At 68.7% G+C, this 17,103-nt stretch carries 18 protein-coding genes; 15 read left to right on the plus strand and 3 right to left on the minus strand.

The genetic code is table 11. The annotated features are described in order from the left end of the window. The first annotated feature begins 7 nt into the window (after positions 1-7). The 5 genes from VBO01S_RS00485 (at position 8) to VBO01S_RS00505 (ending at position 3,272) form a co-directional block, all read left to right on the plus strand. Positions 8-934, plus strand: coding sequence for a Fe-Mn family superoxide dismutase (locus VBO01S_RS00485; RefSeq protein ID WP_062468854.1), 927 nt, complete (start codon positions 8-10; stop codon positions 932-934). Further along, complete coding sequence (locus VBO01S_RS00490) at positions 931-1,389, plus strand: chromate resistance protein ChrB domain-containing protein (RefSeq protein WP_062468855.1); 459 nt, start codon at positions 931-933, stop codon at positions 1,387-1,389. Before VBO01S_RS00485 ends, VBO01S_RS00490 begins: the two co-directional genes overlap by 4 nt. Before the next feature lie 152 nt (positions 1,390-1,541). Next, positions 1,542-1,838: a hypothetical protein gene (locus VBO01S_RS00495; protein WP_062468858.1), complete on the plus strand. Its 297-nt coding sequence runs from the start codon at positions 1,542-1,544 to the stop codon at positions 1,836-1,838. 35 nt (positions 1,839-1,873) lie between these two features. Beyond that, positions 1,874-2,248, plus strand: coding sequence for a DUF2845 domain-containing protein (locus VBO01S_RS00500; protein ID WP_062468861.1), 375 nt, complete (start codon positions 1,874-1,876; stop codon positions 2,246-2,248). Positions 2,249-2,456: 208 nt separating this feature from the next. Next, positions 2,457-3,272 carry a class I SAM-dependent methyltransferase gene (locus VBO01S_RS00505; RefSeq protein ID WP_062468863.1) on the plus strand — a complete coding sequence of 272 codons (816 nt, stop codon included), beginning with the start codon at positions 2,457-2,459 and terminating at the stop codon, positions 3,270-3,272. Between the two features lie 18 nt (positions 3,273-3,290). On the opposite strand, the gene VBO01S_RS00510 is transcribed toward VBO01S_RS00505, so the two are convergent. Genes VBO01S_RS00510 through VBO01S_RS00520 form a run of 3 tightly spaced genes read right to left on the minus strand, consistent with a single transcriptional unit; the run spans position 3,291 to position 4,726 of the window. After that, positions 3,291-3,641 carry a DUF2200 domain-containing protein gene (locus VBO01S_RS00510; RefSeq protein WP_062469039.1) on the minus strand — a complete coding sequence of 117 codons (351 nt, stop codon included), beginning with the start codon at positions 3,639-3,641 and terminating at the stop codon, positions 3,291-3,293. A gap of 54 nt (positions 3,642-3,695) precedes the next feature. Further along, positions 3,696-3,995: a hypothetical protein gene (locus VBO01S_RS00515; RefSeq protein WP_218005374.1), complete on the minus strand. Its 300-nt coding sequence runs from the start codon at positions 3,993-3,995 to the stop codon at positions 3,696-3,698. 17 nt (positions 3,996-4,012) lie between these two features. Next, on the minus strand, positions 4,013-4,726 hold the full coding sequence (locus tag VBO01S_RS00520) for a helix-turn-helix domain-containing protein (protein WP_062468870.1): 714 nt from the start codon (positions 4,724-4,726) through the stop codon (positions 4,013-4,015). Between the two features lie 204 nt (positions 4,727-4,930). On the opposite strand from VBO01S_RS00520, the gene VBO01S_RS00525 reads away from it, so the two are divergent. From VBO01S_RS00525 to VBO01S_RS00570, 10 genes are all read left to right on the plus strand, one after another. Continuing rightward, entirely contained in the window at positions 4,931-6,085 is a 1,155-nt protein-coding gene (locus VBO01S_RS00525; RefSeq protein ID WP_062468873.1) for an NAD(P)/FAD-dependent oxidoreductase, read from the plus strand. 43 nt (positions 6,086-6,128) lie between these two features. Next, on the plus strand, positions 6,129-7,580 hold the full coding sequence (locus VBO01S_RS00530) for a M81 family metallopeptidase (protein ID WP_062468876.1): 1,452 nt from the start codon (positions 6,129-6,131) through the stop codon (positions 7,578-7,580). A gap of 49 nt (positions 7,581-7,629) precedes the next feature. After that, positions 7,630-9,207 (plus strand): ABC transporter substrate-binding protein, encoded by a 1,578-nt coding sequence (locus VBO01S_RS00535; protein ID WP_062468879.1) that lies wholly within the window; start codon positions 7,630-7,632, stop codon positions 9,205-9,207. 15 nt (positions 9,208-9,222) lie between these two features. Further along, on the plus strand, positions 9,223-10,158 hold the full coding sequence (locus VBO01S_RS00540; protein WP_056574393.1) for an ABC transporter permease: 936 nt from the start codon (positions 9,223-9,225) through the stop codon (positions 10,156-10,158). A 25-nt stretch (positions 10,159-10,183) separates the two neighbouring features. Continuing rightward, a complete protein-coding gene (locus tag VBO01S_RS00545) occupies positions 10,184-11,098 on the plus strand; it encodes an ABC transporter permease (protein WP_062468882.1) in 915 nt (304 codons plus the stop codon). A 13-nt stretch (positions 11,099-11,111) separates the two neighbouring features. Beyond that, positions 11,112-12,146 (plus strand): ABC transporter ATP-binding protein, encoded by a 1,035-nt coding sequence (locus tag VBO01S_RS00550; RefSeq protein WP_062469042.1) that lies wholly within the window; start codon positions 11,112-11,114, stop codon positions 12,144-12,146. Next, positions 12,143-13,144 carry an ABC transporter ATP-binding protein gene (locus tag VBO01S_RS00555; RefSeq protein ID WP_062468885.1) on the plus strand — a complete coding sequence of 334 codons (1,002 nt, stop codon included), beginning with the start codon at positions 12,143-12,145 and terminating at the stop codon, positions 13,142-13,144. The genes VBO01S_RS00550 and VBO01S_RS00555 overlap by 4 nt, the downstream gene beginning before the upstream one ends. Before the next feature lie 13 nt (positions 13,145-13,157). Continuing rightward, complete coding sequence (locus tag VBO01S_RS00560; protein WP_062468888.1) at positions 13,158-14,615, plus strand: N-acyl-D-amino-acid deacylase family protein; 1,458 nt, start codon at positions 13,158-13,160, stop codon at positions 14,613-14,615. A 234-nt stretch (positions 14,616-14,849) separates the two neighbouring features. Continuing rightward, on the plus strand, positions 14,850-15,386 hold the full coding sequence (locus VBO01S_RS00565) for a MarR family winged helix-turn-helix transcriptional regulator (RefSeq protein WP_062468891.1): 537 nt from the start codon (positions 14,850-14,852) through the stop codon (positions 15,384-15,386). Positions 15,387-15,392: 6 nt separating this feature from the next. Further along, entirely contained in the window at positions 15,393-16,991 is a 1,599-nt protein-coding gene (locus VBO01S_RS00570; RefSeq protein ID WP_082817904.1) for an ABC transporter substrate-binding protein, read from the plus strand. Positions 16,992-17,103: the final 112 nt, after the last annotated feature.

Here is a 17,103-nt window from a genome sequence, read left to right on the forward strand (position 1 = left end):
AGTTCCCATGGACGCCCGACCCCAACCATTGCCCTTCGACCCCGCCACGCTGCGCGGCCTGTCGCAGAAGCTTCTGAACAGCCACCACCAGAACAACTATGGCGGCGCCGTCAAGCGCCTCAACGCCATCCGCGCGCAGCTCGCCACGGCATCTTTCGCCGCCATGCCCGGCTTCGCGCTCAACGGCCTCAAGCGCGAAGAGCTCATCGCCAGCAACTCGATGCTGCTGCACGAGCTGTACTTCGCCTCGCTCGGCGGCGACGGCCGGACGATGGAGCCCGCCATGGCGCTCGCCCTGGCGGCAAGCTTCGGCAGCGTCGACCGATGGCGCGAAGAGTTCGCCGCCATGGGCAAGGCGCTCGGCGGCGGCTCGGGCTGGGTGCTGCTCACCTTCCAGCCGCGCGAGGGCACGCTCGTCAACCAATGGGCTGCTGGCCACACCCATGCGCTGGCAGGCGGCACGCCGCTCCTGGCGCTGGACATGTACGAGCACGCCTACCACCTGGACCACGGCGCCGCCGCCGGCGCGTACGTCGATGCCTTCATGGCGAACGTCGACTGGGCCCCGGTGTACGCGCGCTACCAGCAGGCGGTGCACGCCGCCAGCGAATCCTTCGGCGCGGCGCAGGACGACGTGGCCGGCTCGATGCTGCTCGACGTGCGCCGTGCCGGCGTGTTCGCGCAGGCCACGTCGATGCTCCCCGGCGCCCGCTGGCGCGACCCGGCGGCGGTCGAGCACTGGGCCGCCGAACTGCCGGCCGACCGCGCGCTCGTCGTCTACTGCGTGTACGGCCACGAGGTGGGGCGCAGCACGGCCCTGCGGCTGCGCGCCGCGGGCCTGGATGCACGTTATCTGCGCGGCGGCATCGACGGCTGGCAGGCCGCCGGCCGGCCGCTCCAGCCCAAGCCTGCCGACCCAGGAGCCACGCCATGAAATGGATCACCCGCGAACGCCCGAAGATCGACCGCATCGCCTGCCCGTGGTTGATCCTGCGCTTCATCGACCGCGAGGCCGAGTTTCTCTACGTGCCGCCGGCCGACGTGCTGGCCATGGCGCAAAGCACCGGCGCCACGCCCTACGACATTCCGGGCGTGGAGATGAGCCACGTCGGCGAGCGCTGCAGCTTCGATGCCTTCCTCGCGAAGTACCGGCTCGCCGACCCTGCGCTGCACCAGATGGCCGACATCGTGCGCGGTGCGGACACCTCGCGGCTCGACCTCACGCCGCAGTCGGCAGGGCTCTACGCCATCTCGCTGGGCCTGTCGCGCGTGTTTGCCGACGACCACGCCATGCTGCAGCACGGGCTGGTGATGTACGACGCTCTGTATGCGTGGTGCAGCGAAGGCCGCGGCGAGACGCACAACTGGCCGCCGAAGATGCCGGGTTGAAACGGATCGACGAACGACGAACCAACACGGGTGACGATGGCCTGTCTTGCCGGAAGCACGCTAACATTTCGCCCGGCTCCGCCGCACCACCCGGGTCGGACCCTTGAGCGCACAGCGACAACCCAGGGTGTCACCGCAAATGGAGCGTCCCGATGTGGAGCATCCTGGCCGACCTTGTCGTCGGCATCTTCGATTTCGTTCTCGATGTCCTGCTGTTCCGCGGCCTGCGCCGCAAGCACGGCCAGCGCAACCGCAGCGTGGCGGAAGACACCGTCGAGGTCGCGCGCTTCGATTTCGTCACGCTGACTTTCATCGCGCTGGTCAGCGTCGGCTTGATGCTGATCCTGGCGATCGGATTCGATGTGCCGGTGGGCTGGAGCGTGGGCATCGGCATCACCGTCGGCGCAATCTGGGGCCTCTGGCGGTACGCCCAGCTGGTTCGTGAGTGAGTGATGCGCACATGAAGCATTCAAGAGGGTCAACGATGCAGGGCACGGCTCGTTTCGCACGCCTGGTCACCGGGGTTTCGATCGCAGCGGCCGCCTTGCTGATCGCCAGTTCCGCGGCAGCACAGTCCCTCGCCTGCAACGGCTACCTCGTCGGAAAAGGGGCGTCGCCCGCGACCTTGCTCCAGACCTGCGGCGAGCCGGTCTACCGGCAAGCGGTCTGCGTGCCGATGGTGCAGCTCGGCTGGGTCCTCACGCCCTATCGGCCGGGCAGCCCCGAGGCGGTGCTGGCCAATCAATGCGTACCGATGGAGGAATGGACCTACGACCGCGGGCCGGGCACCTTCTTCGGCATCGTGCGCATCTACAACGGCACGATCGAATCGGTGCGCGATGGGGACCGCGGCCGTTAGGGAGCGGTCGACCGATCGGCGCGCCCGAAACGCCCGGCAACATCTCCGGTACCCACTACAGGGGAGGACGCCCGCGCAACGGCGTTGACGACGATGCCTGGCAGGGCCACCATGGCCCATCGTCCCCGTCACGCATGCCCGAACAGGCAACGGACTCGTTGGAGCAAGGGAGCAGGCCCGCTCTGTTCAGAGCTTTCAAGGAGTTCCCATGGCCGACGAAAGCGACAAGGTGTTCGCGGGCTCGATCCCGAAGTTCTACGACACGCTGATGGTCCCCCTGATCTTCGAGGGCTACGCCGTCGACGCGGCCGCCCTGGTCGCTGCGTTCTCGCCCGGCGCGGTGCTGGAAACGGCGGCCGGCAGCGGCGCGGTCACGCGGATGCTGGCACCCCAGCTTGGCGCCGGTGCGCGCTACGTGGTGACCGACCTCAACCCCGCCATGCTCGACTACGCCGTCACCCGGCAGGCGAGGGACAACCGCATCGAATGGCGGCAGGCCGACGCGCTCGCCCTGCCGTTCGAGAACGCCTCCTTCGATGTGGTCCTGTGCCAGTTCGGCGCCATGTTCTTCCCGGACCGGGTCGCCGGCTACAGCGAGGCGCGTCGCGTGCTCAAGCCCGGCGGGCGCTTCGTGTTCAGCGTCTGGGACCGCATCGAAGACAACGCCTTCGCCGACGACGTCACCCGCGCCGTCGCCACCGTGTTCCCGGACGACCCGCCGCGCTTTCTCGCGCGCACGCCGCATGGCTACCACGACGTCGCGCAGATCCGCGACGACCTGCGCCGCGCGGGGTTCACCGACATCGAGGTCCAGACGCACGAGAAGCTGAGCCACTCGCCCTCGGCACGCGAGGTGGCGGTGGCCTACTGCCAGGGCACGCCGCTGCGCAACGAGATCGAGGCGCGCGATGCGAGCCTGCTCCAGCTTGCGACCGACCGCGCGGAGGAGGCGATTGCCAGCCGGCATGGCACCGGGCCGGTGGCGGGCAAGATCCAGGCGCACGTCATCGTGGCGACGGGCTAGACACGCGCAACGCGCGGGCTACGTCCGCAAGATCTTCTCGATCGCCTTGCCCTTGGCCAGCTCGTCGACCAGCTTGTCCATGTAGCGGATCTTCTGCATCAGCGGGTCTTCGACTTCCTCGACGCGCACGCCGCACACCACGCCCTTGATCAGCGCGCGGTTCGGGTGCAGTGCCGGGGCCTGCGCGAAGAAGGTCCTGAAATCGTTCTGCTGTTCGATCTGCTGCTGCAGCCCCGCGGGGTCGTAGCCGGTGAGCCAGCAGATGACCTGATCGACTTCGTCCTTCGTGCGCTGCTTGCGCTCCGCTTTCTGGACGTACATCGGGTACACCTTCGCGAACGGCATCGCGAAAATCTTGTGCTCAGGCATCGTCATTGCTCCTTCATGTCGGCCGGATGGTCGATTCTGGCCGGGTGCTCGTGGCTACGGATACCAGACGACCGAGCACCCCTCATCGAATGCGCCTTCGTAGTGTTTCCGGAACGCGTGCATCCGAGGATCGTTCAGCGCCTCGACATCCACCGGGCGCCCTTCCCAAAGGCGAAGGTCGACGAATCCGAATTTCGCGAGCTCCGACACAGCATCCTCTTCGCGAGGGACGTCTTCACTTTGCGCCAGGAAGAGCATGAGCTTGTGCCTGCCACCCACGGCCGGTGCATCCCACTCGAAGTCGCCGACGCCGCTGTAGGTCGCTTCGGCGCCGTAGACATAGACCCGGACCATGCCGGTCGGCGACGAGCTCACCCCTTCCCGCCCCGACCGGTCTTCTTCACCGCCACAGTCTTGCGCGCCGGCTTCATCGCAGGCGCCTCGCGCGCCGACTTCATGTGCCCGCTCTCCCCCGAGGTCATGCCCACGATCTTCGCGAGCTGGCGGCTCACGCTCACGTAGGCGTGGCCGAGGCGGCTGTCGAAGTACAGCGAGTCGCCGCGCGCCAGGCGCACCACCTCGCCGTTGTCGAAGTACACGTCGATCTCGCCCGACAGCACGTAGGCGAACTCTTCGCCCGTGTGCCGCACGAAGTCCTCGGGGCCGTTGATGCGGCGCGCGTGCACGGTGCCGACGATGGGGCTCATCTGCTTGCCGGCCGCGGTGGTGCCCAGGAACTCGTAGGCGATGGCCAGCCCCTTGTAGACCACGCCCTTGCCCGCGCGCGTGACGACCGGGCCGTCAAGCTGCTCGGGCTTGACGCCGGCGCCCGCGAACATGGCGTTCATGTCCATCTCGAGCGCGCGGCCCAGCGCGGTGAAGTTCTCATAGCCGAGCGCGAGCTGGCCGCGCTCGGCGCGCGAGATGGTGGTGATCGACACGCCGGAGCGCTCGGCCAGTTGCGCCAGCGTCCAGCCGAAACGCTTGCGCGCGGTGCGCAGGCGATGGCCGAAAGTGGTGCGGTCCAGCGTGGGCGGCTCTTCCTTCGGCTTCGCCCCGCCCCGGTTCCCTGTGTGTGGAGTCACGCTTGGCTTTCTCTAGGTATGCCGGGCGATTCTGCCAGCCCCGCGCCCGGCCGGCCACGCACGGCGCGACAGCCCCGGCATGCGTTTTGCGTATGCGCAAATTGCGTGTACGCAAATTTCACCTCGGTGGTGCACCCATGGTTTCCCCTTGGTTGGCGCAAATCAATTTGCGTATCCGCAAATTTCTACCTACACTTTTCGGCGATGACAACAAACACAACCACTCCCGTCGTGGCCGACTACCTCGTGATCGGCGGCGGCATCGCCGGGGCCTCGGTGGCCCACTGGCTCGCCCCGCATGCCCGCGTGATCCTGCTCGAACGCGAAGCCCAGCCGGGCTACCACTCCACCGGCCGTTCGGCCGCGCTCTTCATGGAGAGCTACGGCACGCCGCAGGTGCGTGCCCTCACCATGGCCAGCCGCGCCTTCCTCGAACACCCGCCCGAAGGCTTTGCCGAGCACCCGCTGCTCACGCCGCGCGGCGCGATGATGGTCGCGGGCACCGAGCACCTGCACGAGCTCGAAGCGCACTGGGAGCTGCTGCGCGCCATGGACGTCGGCGCCCAGCGCCTCGACGGCGAGCAGGCGCGCGAGATGGTGCCGGCGCTGCGCCCCGAGCAGGTGGCCGGCGCGGTGTACGAACCCGACGCCTCCGACATGGACGTGCACGCCATCCACCAGGGCTACCTGCGCGGCATGCGCCAGGCCGGCGGCAAGCTGGTGTGCGACGCCGACGTCACGGCCATGGAGCGCATCGGCGACCGCTGGCGCGTGACGGCCGGCGACGCGGTGTACGAAGCGCCCGTGGTGCTCAACGCAGCGGGCGCCTGGGTCGACACCATCGCGCAGCTGGCCGGCGTGCGCCCGCTGGGCATCGAGCCGCGTCGCCGCTCGGCCTTCATCTTCGCGCCGCCCGAGGGCCAGAGCGTGGCCCACTGGCCGATGGTGTTCGCCGCCGACGAGGGCTGGTACATCAAGCCCGACGCGGGCATGTTGCTCGGCTCGCCGGCCAACGCCGACCCGGTCGAGCCGCAGGACGTGCAGCCCGAAGAGATGGACATCGCCATCGCCATGCACCGCATCGAGGAAGCGACCACGCTCGCCATCCGCCGCCCCACACGCACCTGGGCCGGCCTGCGCTCCTTCGTGGCCGACGGCGACCTGGTGGGCGGCTTCGCGCCCGACGCGCCCGGCTTCTTCTGGGTCGCGGCGCAAGGCGGCTACGGCATCCAGACCTCGGCCGCCATGGGCGAGGCCTGCGCCGCGCTGGCACGCGGCCTGCCGCTGCCCGAGCGCATCGCGGGCTTCGGGCTCACGGTCGAGATGCTCGGCCCGCAGCGGCTGCGCACGGCCGGCTGATCCGCATTCCTTCCCCCACCAATCTTCCCCACGAGAAATCACCATGCGTGTCTTCAGTGCCTCCCTCGCGACCGAAACCAACACCTTCGGCCCGATGCCGACCGGCATCGCCTCCTTCAAGGACCGCGGCTACTTCCCCGCCGGCCAGCATCCCGATGCGCTGACGATCTACTCGGGTCCGCTGTGGGCCGCGCGCATCCGCGGCAAGGAAAAGGGCTGGACGCTGCTCGAAGGCATGGTGGCGGGCGCGCAGCCCAGCGGCATCACCACGCGCCACGCGTACGAAACGCTGCGCGACGAGATGCTGAACGACCTGCGCGCCGCGCTGCCGGTCGACATGGTGCTGCTCGGCCTGCACGGCGCGATGGTGGCCGACGGCTACGACGACTGCGAAGGCGACATGCTGGCGCGCGTGCGCCAGATCGTGGGCCCTGACGTGGTGATCGGTGCGGAGCTCGACCCACACAACCACCTCACGCCCGCCATGGTGGACAACGCCAACGTGATGGTCTCCTTCAAGGAGTACCCGCACACCGACGTGCTCGAACGCGGGTTGGAGCTGGTCGACATCTGCGCCGCGGCCGTGGAAGGCAAAGTCAAGCCGGTGGTCGCGATGGTCGACTGCGACATCATCGTCACCGTCCACACCTCGCGCGAACCGGCGCGCAGCTTCGTGCAGCGCATGCAGGCGCTCGAAGGCAAGGACGGCGTCCTCTCGGTCTCGCTCACGCACGGCTTCTCGTGGGGCGACGTGCCCGAGATGGGCACCAAGGTGCTGGTCTACACCGACGGCGACCAGGCCAAGGCGAATGCACTCGCACGCCAGCTGGCCGACGAAGTCATCAGCATGCGCGACGGCCTCACGGTCAACTACCCCAGCATCGACGACTCGCTCGACGAGGCCCTGGCCTTCGACGGCGGCCCCGTGGTGCTGGCCGACGGCGCCGACAACCCCGGCGGCGGCGCGGCGAGCGACTCCACCTTCATCCTGCGCCGCATGCTGGAGCGCGGCATCACCAACGCGGCCCTGGGCCCGATGTGGGACCCGATCGCCGTGCGCATCGCCTTCGACGCCGGCGTGGGCGCCAGGCTGCAGATGCGCATCGGCGGCAAGATCAGCCCGCTGTCGGGCGATCCGCTCGACCTTGAATGCACCGTGAAGGCGCTGCAGGAAGACCTGGTGATGACGGGCCTGTCGAACACGCCCACCGCCATGGGCGACTGCGCGCTGGTCGAGGTGAACGGCATCGACATCGTGCTGATCACACGGCGCAACCAGGCCATGGGCACCGACCTGTTCACGCAGCTGGGCTGCGACCTGGCGGCCAAGAAGATCGTCGTGGTCAAGTCGTCGCAGCACTTCTACGCCTCGTACTCGCAGGTGGCCAAGCATGTGATCTACGCCGGCGCACCCGGCGCCGTGACGCTCGACCTCACCACCCTGCCGTACCGCAAGGCTCGCCTGCCGAAGTGGCCCATCGGCGTCGCCGCCTGAACTCCCTCTTCTTCTTTTTTGTTTCGCCCCACCGACCGGAGAACCGACGATGACCCGACGAACGCTTGCTGCCCTCGCTGCCCTGGCCCTTTCGGCCGCCAGCCTTCCCGCGCTCGCCCAGACGCCGCCCAAGACACTCAAGGTGGTGGCGCATGCCGACCTGAAGATCCTCGACCCGACCTTCACCACGGCCTACATCTCGCGCAACTTCGGCCACATGGTGTACGACACGTTGTTCGCGCAGGATGCCACCGGCAAGCCGCAGCCGCAGATGGTCGAGAAGTACACGACTTCCAAGGACGGCAAGCAGTGGAGCTTCACGCTGCGCCCCGGCCTGAAGTTCTCCGACGGCGCCGCCGTGACCTCGGCCGACGCCGTGGCCTCGCTGCAGCGCTGGGCGGCGCGCGACAGCCTGGGCCGCGCCATGACGGCCGTCGGCGCCGAGTGGAAGGCGACCGACGCGCGCAACTTCACGCTCACGCTCAACGAGCCCTTCGGCATGGTGCTCGACGCGCTGGCCAAGCCCTCGGGCTTTCCGCCGGTGATCCTGCCCGAGCGCATCGCCAAGCTGCCGGCCACCGCGCCTCTCACCGAGGTCGTCGGCTCGGGGCCCTTCATCTTCAAGCGTGACGAGTGGGTGCCGGGCAACAAGACGGTGTTCGTGCGCAACCCGAACTACGTGGCGCGCAGCGAGCCGCCCAGCGGCCTGGCCGGCAGCAAGAAGACCAGCCTCGACCGCGTCGAATGGCTCTACCTGCCCGACGCCAACAGCGCGATCTCGGCGCTCAAGCGCGGCGAGGTCGACTACATCGAGCAGCTGCCGCCCGACTACATCGCGCCGCTGCGCACCGACAGCAACATCAAGATCGGCTCCGGAGGCGCCTATCAGGGCTTCCTGGTGATGAACCAGCTGCACCCGCCCTTCGACAACCCGAAGGTGCGCCAGGCGCTGCTGCAGGCCGTGAACCAGGAACGCTTCGTCGCGGCCATGGGCTTCCCGCTGGACATGCGCATGGCCTACTGCGCCACCTGGTTCATCTGCGGCAGCCCCAACGACACCTCGGCCGGCGCGGAGCCCTTCCGCAAGGCCGACGTCGCCAAGGCGAAGAAGATGCTCGCCGACGCCGGCTACAAGGGCGAGAAGGTGGTGCTGATGGTGCCCAGCGACGTGCCCTACCTCAACGCCGAGGCGCTGATGGCCGCGCAGACCATGAAGAGCATCGGCCTGAACGTCGATGCACAGACCATGGACTGGGCCTCCATCGGTGCGCGCCGCGCCAAGCGCGATGCGTCCGATGCCGGCGGCTGGAACATGTACGTCACGGTGGCCGGCGAGTTCGACGTGAACTCGCCCATCAGCAACGCCTACCTGGGCGCGGCCTGCGGCAACACGCTGCCCGGCTGGCCCTGCGACAAGAAACTCGACGAGCTGCGCACCGCCTGGCTGAAGGAAACCGTGCCGGCCAAGCGCAAGGAACTGCTCGACGCCTTCCAGTCGCGTGCCTACGAAGCCGTGCCGTACATCAACGCGGGCCAGTACTCGGCCGCGTTCGCGGCGCGCGCCAGCATCAAGGGGCTGGACAAGATGTGGGCCGGCCTGCCCACCGTCTGGATGCTCGACAAGTAAGCCACGCGCACCGCCATGGGCTACATCGTTCGACGCTTTCTTTCCACGCTGCCGGTGATGGCGGTGGTGGCCGTGGTGGTGTTCCTGCTGATCCACCTCTCGCCGGGCGATCCGGCCGCGCTCATCGCGGGCGACCTCGCCACCACCGAGGACATCGACAAGCTGCGCGCCGCGCTCGGCCTGAACCTGCCGCTGTGGCAGCAGTTCGGGCTGTGGATCGGCAAGATCTTCACCGGCGACCTGGGCACCTCGATCTTCACGCAGGTGCCGGTGACGCAGCTGCTCGGCCAGCGGCTGGAGCCGACGGTGTCGATCGCGGCGCTGACCATGCTCATCACGCTGGTGACGGCCGTGCCGCTGGGCACGCTCGCGGCCTACTGCGCGGGCACCTGGATCGACCGCCTCGTGATGCTGTTCGCGGTACTGGCCTTCTCGGTGCCGGTGTTCCTCGTGGGCTACCTGCTGGTCTACACCTTCGCGGTGCAGCTGCCGTGGTTTCCGGTGCAGGGCTACGTGAACTTCTCCGAAGGCCCCGGCGCCTGGCTGCGCGCGCTGGTGCTGCCCTGCGTGAACCTGGCGCTGGTGTACATCGCGCTGGTGACGCGCATGACGCGCGCCACCGTGCTCGAGGTGCTGCACGAGGACTACATCCGCACCGCGCGCGCCAAGGGCCTGGGCGTGCTGCCGGTGCTGGGCCATGCGCTGCGCAACGCGGCCATTCCCATCGCCACCACCATCGGCGCAGGCATTGCGCTCTTGATCGGCGGCGTGGTGGTCACCGAGACGGTGTTCGCCATTCCAGGCGTGGGCCGGCTCGTGATCGATTCGGTGCAGCGCCACGACTACCCGGTGATCCAGAGCGTGCTGCTGCTGTCGGCGGGCGTGTACGTGCTGATCAACCTCCTGATCGACCTGAGCTACCGCCTGTTCGATCCGCGCATCCAGTACTAGAACAAAGAACGAGCCTCACGACGCCATGTCCACTGCCCTGCCCTTGCGCGAGGTCGATGCGCCGGTTCCCGCCGCCGTTGCCGACGCCGCCGAAGACCCTCCTTTCGTACCGCCGCGCTGGCGCTGGGTGCGCAAGCACCCGACGCTGATCGTCGGCGCGCTGCTGCTCATCGCGGTGGCCGCGCTGTCCATCGCCGCGCCCTGGATCGCCACCCACGACCCGCAGGACATCGACCCGCTGGCGCGCATGCAGCCGGCCTCGGCCGAGCACTGGTTCGGCACCGACGCGCTGGGCCGCGACGTGTTCAGCCGCGCCGTGTGGGGCGGTCGCGTGTCGATGATCGTCGGCGCCTCGGTGGCCGTGCTCGCCACCTTCTTCGGCATCGCGCTGGGCCTGGTGTCGGGCTTCGTGCGCTGGGCCGACGGCCCGATCATGCGGGTGATGGACGGCCTCATGGCCATCCCCGGCATCCTGCTGGCCATTGCGCTCATGGCCGTGACGCGCGCCAGCCTCACCACCGTGATCATCGCCATCACCGTGCCCGAGATTCCGCGCGTGGTGCGGCTGGTGCGCTCGCTGGCGCTCACGCTGCGCGAGCAGCTGTTCGTGGAGGCCGCGCATGCGGTCGGCACGCGGCTGCCGGTGATCCTCGTGCGGCACGTGCTGCCGAACATCGTGGCGCCGCTGGTGGTGCAGGCCACCTTCGTGGCCGCCGCCGCCGTGCTCACCGAGGCCGCGCTGTCCTTCCTCGGCGTGGGCGTGCCTTCGCAGACGCCGAGCTGGGGCAACATGATGGCCGAGGGCCGCAACTTCGTGACCGTGGCGTTCCACATCATCCTGTACCCGGGCCTGCTGCTGGCAGCCACGGTGCTGGCCATCAACCTGCTCGGCGACGGCCTGCGCGATGCGCTCGACCCGCGCCTGGCGCGGCAGCTGTGAAGAGGAACGCGCCATGACCACTCCCATGTCCCAGGCCACCCTCGCCCCCGGCGAGCCATTGCTCGAGGTCGACAACCTGCGCACCTACTTCAGCACGCTCGCGGGCACGGTGCGCTCGGTCGACGGCGTGTCGTACACCGTGCGCGCGGGCCGCACGCTCGGCGTGGTCGGCGAATCGGGCTGCGGCAAGAGCGTGACGGCGCTGTCGATCTTGCGGCTGGTGCCCACGCCGCCCGGCCGCCACATGGGCGCGGTGCGCCTGCGCGGCACCGACCTGATGCAGCTCAGCGAACGCGAGATGCGCCAGATCCGCGGCAACCGCATCTCGATGATCTTCCAGGAGCCGATGACCTCGCTGAACCCGGTGCTCACCGTGGGCCGGCAGATCGCCGAGACGGTGCAGCTGCACCAGAAGGCCAGCCGCGCCGAGGCGCTGCAGCGCGCAGTCGAGATGCTGCGGCTGGTGCAGATCCCCGAGCCCGAGCGGCGCGTGAACGAGTACCCGCACCAGCTCTCGGGCGGCATGCGCCAGCGCGTGATGATCGCGCTGGCCCTGGCCTGCAACCCCGAGGTGCTGATCGCCGACGAGCCCACCACCGCGCTCGACGTGACCATCCAGGCGCAGATCCTCGACCTCATCAAGCGGCTGCAGAAGGAGCTGGGCATGGGCGTGGTGATGATCACGCACGACCTGGGCGTGGTGGCCGAGAGCTGCGACCGCGTGGTCGTCATGTACGCCGGCAAGAAGGTGGAAGAGGCCGACGTGGTCGACCTCTTCGACCGCCCGCTGCACCCCTACACCCGCGCGCTGATGGCCTCGATGCCCGCCATGAGCACGTCGAGCGCGCGGCTGCACGAGATTCCGGGCATGGTGCCCGCCGCGCACGAGCTCGGGCGCGGCTGCGCCTTTGCCGCGCGCTGCGCGCAGGCACGCGAACGCTGCCGCCGCGAGACGCCGCCGCTGTCCACGCAGGGCGACGGGCACGTGGTCGCCTGCTTCGCGGTGCAGGAACAATGGACCGACGAGGCTGCCGAGGTGAGCGCATGACGACAACGACGACCCCATCCACCAAGGCGCCGCTGCTGCAGGTGCGCGAGCTGCGCAAGCACTACACCTCGCCGCGGCGCTGGCTGCGCCCGGCCAAGCCGGCCATTCAGGCGGTCGACGGCGTGTCGTTCACCGTGGGGCACGGCGAGACGCTGTCGCTGGTCGGCGAGTCGGGCTGCGGCAAGACCACCACGGCCAAGTCGGTGATGCGGCTGGTCGAGCCCACCTCGGGCTCGGTGCGCCTGAACGGCGAAGAGCTGCTGACCCTGCCCGCGAACGCGATGCGCCAGCGCCGGCGCGACCTGCAGATCATCTTCCAGGACCCCTACGCCTCGCTGAACCCGCGCCTCACGGCCGGCGACATCGTGGCCGAGCCGCTGCGCAACTTCGGCGACGTGTCGGTGGCCGAGCGGCGCGAGCGCGTGCAGTGGCTGTTCTCGCGCGTGGGCCTGCGGCCCGAGGCGGCGAAGAAGTTTCCGCACGAGTTCTCGGGCGGCCAGCGCCAGCGCCTGGGCATTGCGCGCGCGCTGGCGCTCAACCCCAAGCTCATCGTCTGCGACGAGCCGGTGTCGGCACTCGACGTGTCGGTGCAGGCGCAGGTGGTCAACCTGCTGATGGACCTGCAGGCCGAGTTCGGCATCGCCTACCTGTTCGTGGCGCACGACCTGGCCGTGGTGCGCCACATCAGCCACCGCGTGGCCGTGATGTACCTCGGCCACATCGTGGAGATCGCCGACCGCGACACCTTGTTCTCGGCGCCGCGCCATCCGTACACCGAGATCCTGCTGTCGGCCGTGCCGGTGCCCAACCCGCGCACGCCCGCACGCCGCCTGCTGCTGCAGGGCGATCCGCCGAGCCCGGCCAACCCGCCCTCGGGCTGCCGCTTTCACACGCGCTGCCCGATGGCGCAGGCCGTGTGCAAGGAGAAGACGCCCGAACTGACGGAGCGCCCTTCGTCTTCCCAGGGCGGCCATTGGGTCGCCTGCCACTTCCGTTGAAAGCATTGCCCTCATGACCGACAAGACACCCCACTACGACCTCTTGATCCACGGCGGCACCGTGATCGACGGCACCAAGGCCCCGCGCTTCGACGCCGACGTGGGCATCGTCAATGGCCGCATCGCCGCCATCGGCAAGCTCGCGGGCCACACGGCCGACCAGACGCTCGACGCCACCGGCCGCATCGTCGCGCCGGGCTTCATCGACTCGCACACGCACGACGACCAGGCCGTGCTGTCGCATGCGCAGATGCCCTTCAAGGTGTCGCAGGGCGTGACCACGGTGGTGGCGGGCAACTGCGGCATCAGCGCTGCGCCGCTGCGCGCCGACATGGACCTGCCGATGCCGTTGAGCCTGCTCGAGACGCCGCCGGAAGACCGCTTCACGACGTTTGCGGCCTACCTCGACGCACTGCGCGCCACGCCCTCGTCGGTCAACGTGGCGGCGATGGTCGGCCACTCCACCCTGCGCGCCGTGACCATGTCCGACCTCGACCGCCCCGCCACCGCGCAGGAGATCGCCGCCATGCAGGCGCTGGTCGAGGAAGCGATGCAGGCCGGCGCCATCGGCCTGTCGACCGGCACCTTCTACCCGCCGGCCGTGAAGGCGACCACCGAAGAGATCATCGAGGTCGGCCGCCCGCTCACGGCGCGCAAGGCGCTGTACGTGACGCACATGCGCGACGAGAGCGACCGCGTGATGGAGTCGCTGGAAGAAACCTTCCACATCGGCCGCGCGCTCGATATCCCCGTGGTGGTGTCGCACCACAAGGTGCAGAACACGCAGAACTTCGGCAAGACCAAGGTCACGCTGCCCTTCATCCAGGAAGCGATGAAGCACCAGTGCATCGGGCTCGATTGCTACCCGTACACGGCCGGCTCCACCATGATCCGCACCGACCGCGGGATGATGGACGGCCGCGTGCTCATCGCTTCGAGCGTGCCGCACCCCGAATGCGCGGGCCGCGACCTGAAGGACATCGCGGCCGAATGGGGCGTGTCGGGCGAAGAGGCCGCGCTGCGCCTGTCGCCCGGCAGCGCCATCTATTTCATGATGGACGAGGACGACGTGCAGCGCGTGCTCGCCTTCGACGAAACCATGATCGGCTCCGACGGCATTCCGCTGGGCGACAAGCCGCACCCGCGCCTGTGGGGCACCTTCCCGCGCGTGCTCGGCCACTACAGCCGCGACGTGGGCCTGTTCCCGCTGGAGACGGCCGTGTGGAAGATGACCGGGCTCACGGCGCGCAACTTCGGCCTGCACGAACGCGGCGCGCTCAAGGTCGGGCACCACGCCGACGTGGTGGTCTTCAATGCCGCCACGGTGCGCGACACCGCGAACTACGAAACGCCGACCGAACCTGCCGAAGGCATCGACGCGGTGATCGTGAACGGCGCCGTCACCTGGCGTCACGGCGTGCACAGCGGGGCGCGCAACGGGCAGGTGATCGTGCGCCAGGACGCGGCCTGACAGCGCGCACCTCGGCGGCGCCTGCACGGCGCCCGCCTTCGCATCCTGGTGCATGCGCAGCACCGGATCGGTGAACACGCCGGGCCTCAGGGGCCCGGTTTTTCTTTCTCTCTTGCGTTTTCCCCCTCTGGCAGTGCGCCCCTAGGGGATTTCCCTCGACAGCTGGCCCGGAGCTTGCGTAGTTTGTCCACATAGTTGAACATTTCAACTATTGAAGACTTCTACCAACCCGCCATGCACGCCCCGCTTCGCCTGAAAGACGACTACCTCAACGTACTGATCGACCTGGCGTCGCAGCGTACGCGCGACCGCGGCTCGCGCATCTACGAGATCGAGCTCGGCCTGTCGATCCGCGACGTGCGGCTGCTGCGCATGATCGGCGCCGCGCCCGGCATCACCATGGGCCAGCTGGTGCAGACCTGCGCCATCGAGAAGACGCTGGTCTCCAAGCTGGTGAGTTCGCTGGTGCAGCGCGAACTGGTCGAGCGCCAGATCGGCGCCGAGGACGCACGGCAGATCCGCCTGTGCCTGAGCCCCGCCGGCATCGACATGGTGCTGCGCGCCGAGCCCATCGGGCACGAGATGGAAGCGCGCTTTCTCGACTGCCTGAGCGTCGCCGACATCGAGAACCTGCGCCGCATCATGCACAAGCTCATCGACGCCGAAGAAGGTTCGCGCGACATCTTCGAATTCCTGCTGGTGCAGCTGCGCGAAAGCAAGGAATCGCCCCCTTCCTCCCCCGGTTCTTCCGCTCCCTCCCGAAAGAAGTAAGGCTCCATGGCAATCCACCTTTCACCGCGCCGCGTCGCGGCGGCTTCCCTGTCGGCGCTCGCCTTGTGCTTCGCCGCCACCGCGTCCGCCCAGACCGTGCTTCGCACCGTGCCCTCGTCGGACCTGAAGATCGTCGACCCGATCTGGACCACCGCCAACATCACGCGCAACCACGGCCTGATGATCTACGACACCCTCTTCGCGATGGACGAGAAGGGCGTCATCAAGCCGCAGATGGTCGACAAGTACAGCGCGAGCGCCGACAACAAGGTGTGGAGCTTCACGCTGCGCCCGGGCCTGAAGTTCCACGACGGCGCGCCGGTCACCTCGCAGGACGTGATCGCCTCGCTGGCGCGCTGGGCCAAGCGCGACACGCTGGGCCAGAAGATGTACGAGGCCATGGACAGCATCGCCGCCGACGGCCCCAACGGCTTTCGCATGACGTTCAAGCAGCCCTTCGGCGTGGTGCTCGACGCGCTCGGCAAGCCCAACCCGCTGGTGCCTTTCATCATGCCCAAGCGCGTGGCCGACACGCCCGCCGACAAGCAGATCGACGAGCTGGTGGGCTCGGGCCCCTTCACGCTCGCCAAGGAAGACTTCCGCCCGGGCGACCGCGTCATCTACCGCAAGAACACCGCCTACGTGCCGCGCAAGGAACCCGCTTCGGGCCTGGCCGGCGGCAAGGTGGTGCACGTCGACCGCGTCGAATGGGTGATGTTGCGCGACCCGCAGACGCAGGCCAATGCGCTGCTCAACGGCGAGGTCGACATGCTCGAGACCGTGCCCTCGTCCGGCTACACCGGCATGCGCACCAACGACAAGATCGAACTGGTCGACGTGATGCCGGCGGGCCCCTTCACGGTGCTCTACAACCACAAGGTGCCGCCCTTCAACAACCCCAAGGCGTTGAAGGCCGCGATGCTGGCCATCAACCAGGAGGCGATGCTGCGCGCGCAGGTCACCTTCCGCGATTTCTACAAGCCCTGCGCCTCCATCTACCTGTGCGGCTCGCTCTATGCGAGCGACAAGACGGGCTTCTACACCGGCAAGCCGCAGTTCGAAGAGGCGCGCAAGCTGCTCAAGGAATCGGGCTACGACGGCAAGCCCGTGGTGATCCTGCTGCCGGGCGACGCGCCCGCGCTGAACAAGCTGCCCGCGGTGTACGGCCAGCTGCTCAAGCAGGTGGGCTTCAACGTCGACGTGCAGACCACCGACTGGGCCACGCTCGTGACCCGGCGCGCCAAGAAAGACCTGCCCGAGAACGGCGGCTGGAACGCCTTCATCACCTTCTGGGGCGGCGTGGACGCGAGCAGCCCCATCGGCTACAGCCCGCTGACCGGCAACGGCGACCAGGGCTACTTCGGCTGGCCCGTGGTGCCCGAGCTCGAGGCGCTGAAGACCAAGTTCATCGCCACCGCCGACCTCGCGCAGCGCAAGGAGATCGCCACGCAGATCCAGCAGGTCGTGCTCGAACACGGCGTGCTCGCCCCGCTCGGCGAAGGCAAGGCGCCCACGGCCGTGCGCCGCGGCACCATCACCGGCCTGCTGCCGTCGCCGGCGGTGCTGTACTGGAACGTGCGCAAGACGTCCGCGCCATCGCCATGACCGCGACATAGGCCGGCCCGCGCGCCCGCCCCTCTCCCCTTTCTGATCGCCACCCCTGACCGGCTGCGCCTTGCGCGGCAGCCGGGCGGGACTTCCTTTGCCCGCGCCACAC

This window comes from Variovorax boronicumulans NBRC 103145 (assembly GCF_001591345.1).
Classification (GTDB): domain Bacteria; phylum Pseudomonadota; class Gammaproteobacteria; order Burkholderiales; family Burkholderiaceae_C; genus Variovorax; species Variovorax boronicumulans.